The sequence below is a fragment of the Streptomyces sp. NPDC025806 genome, assembly GCF_055558275.1.
Genome location: NZ_JBVHMU010000014.1, coordinates 48,775 through 60,637, shown reverse-complemented (window position 1 = coordinate 60,637; position 11,863 = coordinate 48,775). Strand labels below are relative to the sequence as shown.

At 72.6% G+C, this 11,863-nt stretch carries 9 protein-coding genes; 6 read left to right on the top strand and 3 right to left on the bottom strand.

From position 1 onward, the window contains the following. Positions 1-185 precede the first annotated feature (185 nt). The 4 genes from tgmA to ACZ4E1_RS28410 all read left to right on the top strand — a co-directional run bounded on the left by tgmA (position 186) and on the right by ACZ4E1_RS28410 (position 4,744). Positions 186-377, top strand: a complete 192-nt coding sequence (gene tgmA, locus ACZ4E1_RS28425; protein WP_188335912.1) for a putative ATP-grasp-modified RiPP — start codon at positions 186-188, stop codon at positions 375-377. A gap of 14 nt (positions 378-391) precedes the next feature. Continuing rightward, complete coding sequence (gene tgmB, locus ACZ4E1_RS28420; protein ID WP_467544508.1) at positions 392-1,387, top strand: ATP-grasp ribosomal peptide maturase; 996 nt, start codon at positions 392-394, stop codon at positions 1,385-1,387. Positions 1,388-1,532: 145 nt separating this feature from the next. Next, positions 1,533-3,590, top strand: coding sequence for a phosphocholine-specific phospholipase C (locus ACZ4E1_RS28415; protein WP_467544504.1), 2,058 nt, complete (start codon positions 1,533-1,535; stop codon positions 3,588-3,590). A gap of 98 nt (positions 3,591-3,688) precedes the next feature. After that, a complete protein-coding gene (locus tag ACZ4E1_RS28410; RefSeq protein WP_467544501.1) occupies positions 3,689-4,744 on the top strand; it encodes an LURP-one-related family protein in 1,056 nt (351 codons plus the stop codon). Positions 4,745-4,788: 44 nt separating this feature from the next. On the opposite strand, the gene ACZ4E1_RS28405 is transcribed toward ACZ4E1_RS28410, so the two are convergent. Further along, on the bottom strand, positions 4,789-5,724 hold the full coding sequence (locus ACZ4E1_RS28405; protein ID WP_467544499.1) for a DMT family transporter: 936 nt from the start codon (positions 5,722-5,724) through the stop codon (positions 4,789-4,791). Beyond that, positions 5,721-6,689, bottom strand: a complete 969-nt coding sequence (locus ACZ4E1_RS28400; RefSeq protein ID WP_467544497.1) for a phosphatase PAP2 family protein — start codon at positions 6,687-6,689, stop codon at positions 5,721-5,723. The genes ACZ4E1_RS28405 and ACZ4E1_RS28400 overlap by 4 nt, the downstream gene beginning before the upstream one ends. A 174-nt stretch (positions 6,690-6,863) precedes the next feature. Here ACZ4E1_RS28400 and ACZ4E1_RS28395 point away from each other — a divergent pair, with 174 nt between their 5' ends. Further along, positions 6,864-7,496 (top strand): TetR/AcrR family transcriptional regulator, encoded by a 633-nt coding sequence (locus tag ACZ4E1_RS28395; RefSeq protein ID WP_467544494.1) that lies wholly within the window; start codon positions 6,864-6,866, stop codon positions 7,494-7,496. A 154-nt stretch (positions 7,497-7,650) separates the two neighbouring features. Here ACZ4E1_RS28395 and ACZ4E1_RS28390 read toward each other — a convergent pair whose 3' ends face one another. Next, positions 7,651-8,730 carry a DUF2510 domain-containing protein gene (locus ACZ4E1_RS28390; RefSeq protein WP_467544492.1) on the bottom strand — a complete coding sequence of 360 codons (1,080 nt, stop codon included), beginning with the start codon at positions 8,728-8,730 and terminating at the stop codon, positions 7,651-7,653. A 188-nt stretch (positions 8,731-8,918) separates the two neighbouring features. Between ACZ4E1_RS28390 and ACZ4E1_RS28385 the strand changes: the two genes are divergently transcribed. Further along, positions 8,919-11,591, top strand: coding sequence for an ATP-binding protein (locus ACZ4E1_RS28385; RefSeq protein WP_467544490.1), 2,673 nt, complete (start codon positions 8,919-8,921; stop codon positions 11,589-11,591). Positions 11,592-11,863: the final 272 nt, after the last annotated feature.

Genomic DNA, 11,863 nt, shown 5'->3' with positions numbered 1-11,863 from the left:
GAGGGGTGGCCCAAAGGGCCGCCCCTTTCTGGTTGCTGACGTTGCGTCATCACGCTCCGTGGCGGAATGAACTCGTCCGCAGGTGTGATGCGTCCTACAGAAAGAATCTGAGAAATTCGCTAGGAGTGTGACGCCGGAGAGTCACCATGCGCTTAGCTTGGTGCGCCCCCCAACGAGGAGTACTCATGCGACCGTTCGCCCTGAACTATGCCCGAGCTGTACGAGAGGCAGAGGTCAGCGCGCCGTACACATACGACTCCGCACTGCAGTTGAACGTGCTGCCCGACGGCGGAGTGGCCGCGTACGACTACGCTGTGTTGCGAGAAAGTGCCGCTACCACGTCCACGGCAGGGTCCAAAACCCATTTCGACGACTGAACGGCCGCGCGGAAATGACCGTTCTGATCCTGACGAACGAACAGGACGTGACGGCCGACATGGCCGTCGTGGAATTGAACGCCGGGGGAATCCCGGTGCTGCGACTGGATCCGGCCGAACTTCCCGGCGGTGTCGGAGTGTCCGGAGAGTTCGCCCATGGGGCGTTCCACGGCCATCTGTCCGTCGGTGGCCGGGTCGTGAGCATGGCGGGCCTGCGTTCCGTGTGGGTGCGCAGGCCCGGCACTCCCGCCGCCCGTGCCCTCGCGGCCTCCGACTGGCTGACCGAGGAGGCCTCCCAGTCGCTGTACGGCATGCTGCGCTGCACCGACGCCCGCTGGATGAACCATCCGGACGCGGCGAGGCAGGCCCGGCACAAGCCCTGGCAGCTGTGGCTGGCGCGGGCCTGCGGTCTGCCCGTGCCCGCCACCCTCATCACCACGTTCCCCCGCGTGGCCCGGGAGTTCGCCGAGCGCTATCCCGACCTCGTGGTGAAGCCGGTCTCCGGCGCGCACCCGGACGGGCACGGGATGGCCGTGCCGACCACACGGGTGCGGCCCGGCGAGGACTACCGGGACGTCGCGCACGGCCCGACGCTGCTGCAGCGCCGGGTCCGCAAGGTCGCCGACATCCGGCTGACCGTCGTCGGCGACCGGCTGTTCGCGGCCCGCGCGCAGAGTGGGCCGCAGGCGGAGGAGGCGGACGGGGCCGTCGTCGACGTGCGCTTCGACGACACGGCGGGGCCGTGGCGCCCGGTGCCCGTGCCGCGGCGCGTGGCCGACGGCGTGCACGCCTATCTGACCCGGGCCCAACTCGCCTACGGGGCCTTCGACTTCGCGGAGGACGCGGACGGCATCTGGTGGTTCCTGGAGTGCAACCAGTCGGGCCAGTTCGGCTTCGTCGAGATCGAGACCGGGCAGCGCATCGGCCGGGCCGTCGCCGAGTGGCTCGCGGGGGAGCCCCTCGGCCCCGCGACGGAACCCCACGGTCCGGATCCGGCGCCGCAGCGGTGACTTTCGGCCGTCCGCCCCACCGGCTTCACGCATCCGTCACCACCCCTTCCCTTTCTCCCGGTGGTCTTGAACACTCCCGTTGGCGTACTCCCGTTGAGATCGTCCGCCGACGCACCCACCGACCTAACAGGAGATCCCCCCACCCATGACCGAACTGAACCGGCGCCGCTTCCTGCAGATCGCCGGAGCCACCGCCGCCTTCACGGCCCTGTCCGGCTCCATCGATCGCGCCGCCGCCATCCCCGCGGCCCGCCGAAGCGGCACCGTCCAGGACATCGAGCACATCGTGGTGCTCATGCAGGAGAACCGCTCCTTCGACCACTATTTCGGCACCATGAAGGGCGTCCGCGGCTTCGGTGACCCGCGCCCGGTCACCCTGCCCAGCGGCAAACCGGTCTGGAACCAGTCGAGCGCCGGCAAGGAGACGCTGCCGTACCACCCGGACGCGGCCGACCTCGGCATGCAGTTCATCGCGGGCCTCGACCACGACTGGGCGGGCGGGCACAGCGCGTTCGCGAACGGCCGCTACGACAACTGGATCGCCGCCAAGGGCACCGGCACGATGGCGTACCTGACCCGCGAGGACATCCCCTTCCACCACGCCCTCGCCGACAAGTTCACCGTCTGCGACGACTACCACTGCTCGTTCATGGGCGCGACCGACCCCAACCGCTACTACATGCTCAGCGGTTACGTCGGCAACGACGGCACCGGCGGCGGCCCCGTCCTGGGCAACGAGGAGGCGGGCTACGGCTGGACCACGTACGCCGAGCGGCTCGAGAAGGCCGGGATCTCCTGTAAGGTGTACCAGGACATCGGTGACGGGCTCGACGCCGCCGGCGGCTGGGGCTGGATCAACGACGCCTACCGGGGCAACTACGGCGACAACTCGCTGCTGTACTTCAACAACTTCCGCAACGCCAAGCCGGGCGACCCGCTCTACGACAAGGCCCGCACCGGCACGAACGCCAAGGCGGGCGACGGCTACTTCGACGTCCTCAAGGCCGACGTCAAGGCCGGGACGCTGCCGAAGATCTCCTGGATCGCCGCCCCCGAGGCGTTCTCCGAGCACCCCAACTGGCCCGCCAACTACGGGGCTTGGTACATATCCCAGGTGCTCGACGCGCTCACCTCCAACCCCGAGGTGTGGAGCAGGACCGCTCTGTTCATCACGTACGACGAGAACGACGGCTACTTCGACCACATCGTGCCGCCGTACCCGCCGTCCTCCGCGAGCCAGGGCCTGTCCACCGTCGACACCAAGCTGGACTACTACCCGGGCAGCATCACCCGCGCCGCGGGCCCTTACGGACTCGGTCAGCGCGTCCCGATGATCGTCGTGTCGCCCTGGTCCACCGGCGGATACGTGTGCTCGGAGACCTTCGACCACACGTCGATCCTGCGCTTCATGGAACAGCGCTTCGGGGTGAAGGAGACCAACATCTCCCCGTGGCGCCGCGCCATCTGCGGCGACCTCACCTCGGCCTTCGACTTCTCCCTCCAGGTGACCGAACCGGCCCAGCTGCCCGACACCTCGGCCTACCAGCCGCCGGACCGCGACCGCCACTCCAGCTACGTCCCGAAGCCGCCCGCACAGGGTTCCCTGCCCCGCCAGGAGGCCGGCTCCCGCCCGAGCCGCCCGCTCGCCTACGCCCCGTACGTGGACGGCGCCGCCGACCTCGCGACCGGCAAGTACAAGCTGACCCTCAGCGGCGGCCCCAGTGCGGGCGCGGCCTTCCAGATCCGCTCGCAGAACCGCACCGACGGCCCCTGGACGTACACGGCCGAGGCCGGCAAGTCGATCTCGGACAGCTGGAACTCGTACTACTCCAAGGGTGCCTACGACCTGACGGTGCACGGCCCGAACGGGTTCCTCCGCGCCTTCAAGGGCGACAACAAGGTCGCGGGCCCCGAGGTGACCGCCCGCCACAACGGGGGCACGGGCAACCTGGAGCTGACCCTGACGAACCCGACGGCGGCCGCGGTCCGGCTCACGGTCACCAACGCGTACGGCGGCGGAGCGCAGACCCACACCGTGCCCGCGGGCGGCTCGCTCCAGCGGACCGTCGACCTCTCGGGCACCCGGCGCTGGTACGACCTGACGATCGTCGCCGAGGGCGTGAGCGGCTATCTGCGCCGGTTCGCCGGGCACGTGGAGAACGGCACGGTGGGTGTGAGCGACCCGGCGATCGCCACCGTGTGACAGCCCTGTGCCCCTCCGGTTCCGACAGGACCGGAGGGGCACACATCACATCTGTCCGGCCTGGTCCGGCCCATGGGGCGGCGCGATAGTGTGCCCCGGTGACGACGCAATCGAACACCCCCGCCGGCTGGTACCCGGACCCCCAGGGGACTCCCCAGACGCTGCGGTGGTGGGACGGTTCCCAGTGGACCGAGCACACGCACGCGGCGGCCCAGGTCCCGCAGCAGCAGGCCCCGTCGCAGGCCCAGCCCCAGCAGCCGCAGCCTCAGCAGGCCCAGGCCCAGCACCAGGCGGCTCAGCCTCAGGCCCAGCAGCAGCCTTACGGTGGTCAGCCGCAGCCGCAGCCGCAGCCGCAGCCGCAGCCGCAGCCGTACGCCGGCCAGGCGCAGCAGGCCTACGGAGGTCAGCCGCAGCAGGCGCCTCAGCAGCAGGCGCCTCAGCAGCAGGCACCGCAGCAGGCCTACGGTGCGCAGGCGCAGCAGCACGCGGATGCGGCCCGGGTCCAGCACCAGGTGCAGCAGCAGGCGGGCGTCGCGCCGAGCGCGCAGGGCGGCGGCTCGCTGTTCACCGAGCCGGTCTTGGTCGTGAACCAGAAGGCCAAGCTCATCGAGCTGACCAACGAGTACAGCGTCATGGACCAGCAGGGCCGCCCGCTCGGCACGGTCACCGAGATCGGCCAGAGCAGCCTGAAGAAGGCGCTGCGCTTCGTGTCCAGCGTCGACCAGTTCATGACCCACAAGCTGGAGATCCGCGACGCCTACGGGCAGCCGCAGCTGATCCTCACGCGCCCCGCGAAGTTCATGAAGTCCCGGGTGATCGTCGAGCGCCCGGACGGTTCGCCGGTCGGCGAGATCGTCCAGCAGAACGTCATCGGCAAGATCAACTTCGGCATGATGGTGAACGGCCAGCAGGTCGGCGCGATCAAGGCGGAGAACTGGCGGGCCTGGAACTTCGCGATCGTGGACCACGCCGACCAGGAGGTCGCGCGGATCACGAAGACGTGGGAGGGCCTCGCCAAGACGATGTTCACCACGGCGGACAACTACGTCCTGCAGATCCACTTCCAGCTGCCCGAGCCGCTGCTCAGCCTGGTCGTGGCGACGGCGCTGACCGTCGACACCGCGCTCAAGCAGGACTCGCGCGGCTTCGGATGACCGGCCCCGCCTGACGGCCCGGCCGGGAAGACCCGGCCCGGCCGTCAGGACGCCTGAAGGACGACCGGTTCGGGCTCGGCCCGGACCGGCAGAGGCACGACCGCGGCCAGCGCCCCGTCCGGCTCGGGACCGGTGGGGACGGGACCCGGCGCCGTCGGCACCGCCGAGCGGGTCAGCAGGACCACGCCCCGGGCCGCGAGCACCGCACCGGCCAGCGCGAGCGCCAGACCCGCGATCCCGCCCTGCAGCCGCTCGCCCAGGAGCGAGAGCCCGATGACCGCCGCCGCGACCGGGTTCGACAGCGTCACCATCGCCAGCGGCGCACCGAGCCCGCCCCGGTACGCGGTCTGCGACAGCAGCAGGCCGCCCGCCGCGAACGCCGCCACGAGCAGCGCCACCACGATCACCCGCGCGTCGAGCAGCGGACCCGAGCGGTCCGTCGCCGCGACCGTCACGGTCTGGGTCAGCGCGGACGCCACCCCCGAGGCGAGGCCGGAGGCCGTGGCGTGCCGCAGTCCGGGCCGGGCGCCGCGCCGGGCCAGGAAGCCGATGACCGCCGCCGTCGCCCCCGCCACCACGAGCGCCTCGGGCAGCGCGAGCGTGTCGTCGGGCGCCGGGCCCGTCGCCGTCACCAGCAGCGCGGCCAGACCGGCCAGGGTCAGGGCCGTGCCGCGCCATTCGCCGGCGGTGACCCGCCGCCCCGCGAGCCGGGCGCCCAGGGGCACGGCCGCGACGAGCGTGAGCGCGCCGAGCGGCTGCACCAGGGTGAGCGGCCCGAACTTGAGCGCGGCCACGTGCAGCAGCGCCGCCGACGCGTTGAGCGACACCGACCACCACCAGGAACCGGTGCCGAGCAGCCGCCACACACCGGCGCCGGCGTCCGCGGTGCGGGCCGCGAGCCGCTCCTGGGCCACGGCCGCCGCCGCGTAGGCCACGGCGGAGACGAGCGAGAGGGCGACGGCGAGCAGAGTGGCACTCATCGGCGGGCTCCTGTCGGGACGGGCGGGGGAGTGGTCGCCGCCGAGGCGGAACCCGCCGTGACCTGCACGGGGATCCGGGCCCGGTCCAGGACCTGGGCGGCGGAGAGGGAGTCGGGCGGGGTGCCGAACGCGGCGTGCGAGGACCAGGGCGCCGGGGTGCCGGGCCCGTGGGGGCCGGCCGGGAGCGCCGGGTGGGCCGGGGCGGGCAGCAGGTGGCGGCGCAGCCGCGGTGCGGTGACCGCGGCCGGCATCCGCAGCGCGGCCAGCGCGATCGCGAGCAGCGCCGTGGCCACGAGGGCGTCGAGCCAGTAGTGGTTCGCCGTGCCGACGACCACGAGCAGGGTCAGCAGCGGGTGCAGCAGCCAGAGCCAGCGCCAGCGCGAGCGGGTCGCGGCGATGAGGCCGATGGCGACCATCAGGGCCCAGCCGAAGTGCAGCGAGGGCATCGCCGCGAACTGGTTGGCCATCGTGTCGGTGTCCGGCTGCGCCGCGTAGACCGAGGGCCCGAAGACCTGTGCGGTGTCCACGAGGTGCGCGGCCGGCAGCATCCGGGGCGGGGCCAGCGGGAACGAGAGGTGCAGCACGAGCGCCGCCGCCGTCAGGGCGGCCAGCACGCGGCGCGACCACACGTAGTGGCGCGGGCGGCGCAGGTAGAGGAAGACCAGGAACGCCAGGGTCGCCGGGAAGTGCACGGTCGCGTAGTAGACGTTCGCGAGGTGCACCAGCGCGTCGCTGTCGAGCAGCACGCCCTGGACGCTCCCCTCGCCCGGCAGACGGAGGGTGCGCTCGAGGCTCCACACGCGGTCGGCGTTGTGGAAGGCCTCGGCGGTGTGGCCGTTGGCCAGCTGCCGTCCGAACTTGTAGACGAGGAAGAGTCCTACGACCAGCAGGAGCTCGCGGACCAGGGGCGGTCGGGAAGCGCGAGGATCCGGCTCCGGTTCGGCAGGCTCGGTAAGGGAAGTCATCCCCCGGCCTCTTTTCGTGACGAATGAGTTGTGCGATACGTCCGCGTACCGATACGCCAGTGTACCGATACGACGGCGTACCGGTACACTGGCGTATCGATAGCTGATGTGATCTCATCGACATGTCGGCAGCAGAGGCCGCCACCACCGCGACCGGGCGAGGAGAGCAGAGTCATGACGACGCGAGAACGGGCCACCACCGGCGGACCCACGAGCTCGCGCCGTTCCAAGATCACGCCCGAGCGGGCGCAGGAGCTCTACGACGCGGTCCTCGACCAGCTGCGCGAGCACGGCTACGACGCCTTCACCATGGAGGGCGTCGCCGCCCAGGCCTGTTGCAGCAAGTCCACGCTCTACCGGCAGTGGAAGACGAAGCCGCAGATGGTCGCCGCCGCGCTGCGGGCGGGGCGCTGCGTCAAGTTCTTCTCCGCCGACACCGGCTCCCTGGCCGGCGACCTGATCGTCGCCGCGCGCAACGCGGCGGGCCAGGGCAAGCGCGACACCGCGCTGATGCAGGCCCTCGGGCACGCCGCCCTCCAGGACGACGAGCTGAAGGCCGCGCTGCGCGAGGCGCTCGTCGAACCGGAGCTCGCCTCGATCGCGGAGATGGTCCGGCGGGCCGTCGCGCGCGGCGAGATCGACGCCGGCCACCCGATGCTGCCCTACCTGGGTGCGCAGCTCTTCGGAGTCATGCGCAGCCGCCCCGTCCTGGAAGGACGCGACGCCGACGCGGAGTATCTGGTCCGCTTCGTGACGGACGTGCTCGTCCCGGGACTCGGCCTGACCGTTCCGGAACAGGCCACCTGATCGGGAGACCGCCGGCCGCAGGGATGACCGGCCGGCGGTCTGCCCGCGCCGCACCGTGGGGACGGGGGCGGCGCGCACCCCCGGGCCGGGCGGGCTCCTCCACTGAGCGGAGGGGAGCCCGCCCGGCCTCTGTGTGCCGGACCTTCCTCGCGGCTCAGACGTCCTTGCCCGTGCCGCCCGAGTCGCCGCTCGTGACCCGGGCCTCCTTGATGCCCTTCACGATCTTGTCGATCGCGGTGTCGTCCGGCCCCTCGGCCTTCTCCTTCGCGGTCTTCGGGATGTCGACACCGATCCGCACCACGACCAGCTTCTTCGGGTCGTACGGCGAGGGGAACGCGACCGACTCCACCCACGCGTCCAGCGACGACTTGGTGTCCACGTTCCAGCGCACCCGGTAGCCCTGCCGCCCGGCGACCGTGACCTTCTCCGACGCCAGCTCGTCGTGGTTCAGGAGCCCGCCGTACGTCTTGCCGCCGTAGGAGGCCTGCGCGTTCTTGAGGATGTCCTCCTTCGCCGCCGCCTCCGCCGTCTTCGCGTCCAGCTTCAGATCCTTCGCCGACGACGTCGACGCCCCGCCCCGCACGCACTTCTTCGACGTGTCGTCCGGGCACGGGTACGGGCCCGTCGACAGCCCGGCTATGCCCGCTCCGTCGGCGCCGGTCCAGCCGTCGAGCACCGGCAGCGCGACCCCGTTCACGACATCGGTGGCGAAACCCTTGTCGAGCGGCGCCCGCGGGCTCTGCTGCCCGTCGTCCGGCGACGGGGACGGGGACGTGCCGCCGCCGCCCCCGCTGATGCCGCCGTCGGTCCCCGGCGGCTCCGGCTCCGGCGACTCCTTCGACTGCGCCACGCTGTCCGAGCCGTCGTCGCCCGCGGTCAGCGCGTACACGCCGCCGCCGATGCCCGCGAGCACCACCACCGCCACGACCGCCGCGATCGCGACGCGCGCCGAGCTGCGCGGCTTCGGCGGCAACTGCCCCGGATATCCCGGATGGTGACCGTACGCCGGAAGTGTCCCCGGGGTCGTCGGCTGCTGCGCCAGGTACGCGGGCTGCGTCGGCGGGGCGGGCTGCGCGGGCGCCTGCCCGGCCGGCTGCGGCGGGAGCGGCGGCGCGGTCGTGGCCGGCCGGGTCTGGTCCGTCCAGCGGCCGCCGTCCCACCAGCGTTCGGTGCGCGGGCCGCCCTGGACCTGGCCGGGATCGGGGTACCAGCCTGCGGGAGTCTGCGAGGTCATGGACGAAACAGTATGAGGCGTGCCTGAAAACGTGATGAGAGGGTCCGCATTGCGATCGGGATCGTTACCGATCGGCACGCGTGTTCGCCACGGGCTGCGAAGACCCCCCTCCACAGCAGGCCGGGGCGCACTAGTCTCGACAGCAGTACGCCGATCGACCGACGCGCACGACACCGGGAGGGTGCGGGATGACTCAGGGACGGCACGCCGACGCCGCCTCCTCAGGTCCGCCGCTGTGGGAGCGGGAATCCGAACTCGACGTCGCCGCGAGGGCACTTGACGACCTGTGCGGCGACGCCGCCTCGTCCGGCAGCCTCGTCGTGTACAAGGGAGAGGCGGGCATCGGCAAGACGGCCCTGCTCGCCCGGGTCGAGGCGATGGCCGCGGGCCGCGCCACGGTCTGGTCCGCACGCGGCGGCGAGACGGTCACCTCCGTCCCGTTCAACGTCGTGCGCCAACTGCTGCAGCCCGCGCTGCTCGCCCTCACCGAGGAAGAGGCCCGCGAGTACTTCGGCGACTGGTACGACATCGCCGGACCCGCGCTCGGGATAGCCGAGCCGACGGGACGTCAGGCGGACCCTCAGGGTGTGCGGGACGGTCTCGTCGCGGCGAGCTCCCGGCTCGCCCGCCTGCACTGGCCGCTCGTCCTGCTCATCGACGACGCCCACTGGGCCGACCTGGAGACCCTGGAGTGGCTCGCCGCGTTCGCCGAGCGCCTCGACGACCTGCCCGTCCTCGTCGTCGTCGCCCAGCGCGACCCCGAGGACGCGCAGGCGGCAGCCTGCCTCGACGCCGTCGGGGACGCAGCCCGGCCCGGCACCACCAGCCTGCGCGCCCTCACCCCCGACGCCACCGCGGGACTGACCCGCGCCACCCTCGGCGACCACGCCGACGACCCGTTCTGCCGCGAGGTCTGGGCCGTCACCGGCGGAAACCCGTACGAGACGGTCGAACTGCTCGCCAAGGTGCAGGACAGCGACCTCGCCCCCGAGGAGGGCTCCGCCGCCGAACTGCGCGCGCTGAACAAGGCGGCGCGTGGCCGCGGCCTCGTCGACCGGCTCGAAGGACTCGGCGTCGACGCCACCCGATTCGCCTGGGCCGCCGCCATCCTCGGCACCCGCATCGAGCCCGGACTCGCCGCGCTCCTCGCCGGCATGAACCCGGAACAGGCCGGCCGCTGTGCCGAGCGGCTCCTCGCCGCCCGCATCCTCACCGACGCCACCTACGGAGACGTCGGCACCCTGGAGTTCGTCCACCCGCTGATCGCCTCCGCCGTCTACGACGCGATCCCGCCGGCCACCCGCACCGCCATGCACGGCCAGGCCGCCTGGGCCGTCACCGCCTCCGGACACGGCCCCGCCGCCTCCCGGCACCTCCTCGAGGTCCACCCCGACGACGACCCCGAGCTCGTCGAGCAGATGCGCGCCGCCGCCCGCGAGCACCTCGCCGTCGGCGCGCCCGACGCGGCCCGCCGCTGCCTGGAGCGCGCCCTGGAGGAACCGCCGCTGCCCGAGACGCGCCCCGAGGTGCTTTACGAACTGGGCTGCGCGACCCTCCTGACCTCGCCCGCGACGACGGTCAGGCACCTGGAGGCGGCCCTCGACACGACCCCCGGGCTCGTCGGCGACCGCCGGGTCGACGCGGTGTGCCGACTGTCCCAGGCGCTCGTCCACAACGATCAGTTGGAGGACGCCCTCCGGCTCATCGACGACGAGGCCGAACGGCTCGAACCGGGCCCGGCACGGCTGCGCCTCCAGGCCGTCCACTTCATGTGGGAGGGCATCCACGCCGGCGAGGAGGACTCACCGGGCCGCTCCCGCAACCTCGCCGCCCTCGCCGACCGGCTCCCGGGCCGCGCCAACCCGGAGCGGGTGCTGCTCATCCTGCGCGCCTTCGACGCGATGACCCGCGGGGAGAACGCGGAGGAGGTCGTCGAGCGCTGCGACCGCGCCCTCGTCAACGGGCGGCTCGCCCCGGGCCTCGGCTGGACCGACCCCGAATGGGGCTTCGAGGTCCTCATCATGCTCGGCAACTCGTACGTGATGTCCGACCGGCTCGACCGCGCCGAGAGCCTGTTCACCGAGGCCGTCCGCGCCTACGAGACGGCCGGCTGGAGCGGCGGCCATCTCGCCCTCGCGCAGGCCTTCGTGGGCTTCGTGCACCGCAGGCGCGGCCGGCTCACCGAGGCCGAGGCGTTCCTGCGGGAGTCGCTGCGGCTCGCGGACCGGGTCGGCACGGGGCTGCCCATGCACTGGGACGCGGCCTGCATCCTCATCGACACGCTGCTGGCCCGCGGCAAGGCCGGCGAGGCGCTGGAGATCGCGGAGCGCTACTCCTTCGGGCCGCCCTACCCGTCCACGCTCGTGCTGCCCGACGCCCACTCGGTGCGGGGGCGGCTGCTCCTCGCGACCGGTGACATCGACGCGGGGATCAGTGAACTGGAGGCCGCCGCGAAGGCCTCCATCGCCCGCGGCGGGCACAACACGATCATGGCGCCCTGGGCCTGCGACCTCGCGCGTGCGCTGGCGCTCACCGACCCGCGCCGGGCCGCCGAACTGGCCAGGGAGGCCCGGGTCCAGGCCGAGCGCTTCGGCACGGACACCGCGATCGGTGAGGCCCTGCGGTGTGCTGCCGCGCTGGAGACGGGGCAGGCCCAGCTCAACCTCTACGCGAAGGCCGTGACGTATCTGGAGGCGTCGCCCTGCGCCTACGAGCACGCCCTGGCCCGCGTCGAGTACGGCATCGCCGCCCGCTCCCTCTCCGAGCTCAACAAGGGGTTGACCCTGGCCCGTTCCTGCGGAGCGGATGGCCTCGCGGCGCGGGCGCGGGAGGTTCTGGAGACGGGGCGGGGGTTGAGGTAGCGCGTCGGCTCCGCCGGGTGCGGGTGCCCTTGCGCGGGGCCGTCCCTTGATCCGCATCCCGGCGCCAACGGTCCTCCGCGCTCCGTTACGGGCCCTTGGCCCCGGCCCCGCTCCGGCCCGCCCCCTCCGGGGGCCGTCGGCCCGGCGCCGGGCCTGGGGCCGTACCCGGTGCCGGGTGCGCGTTCCAGTCGACCTAGCCTTGGGCAGTCTGCCGCCTGGGGCGGCACGGGTGGGCAAGGCGGCACCCCGGTGCCGGGTACGCGTTTCAGCGG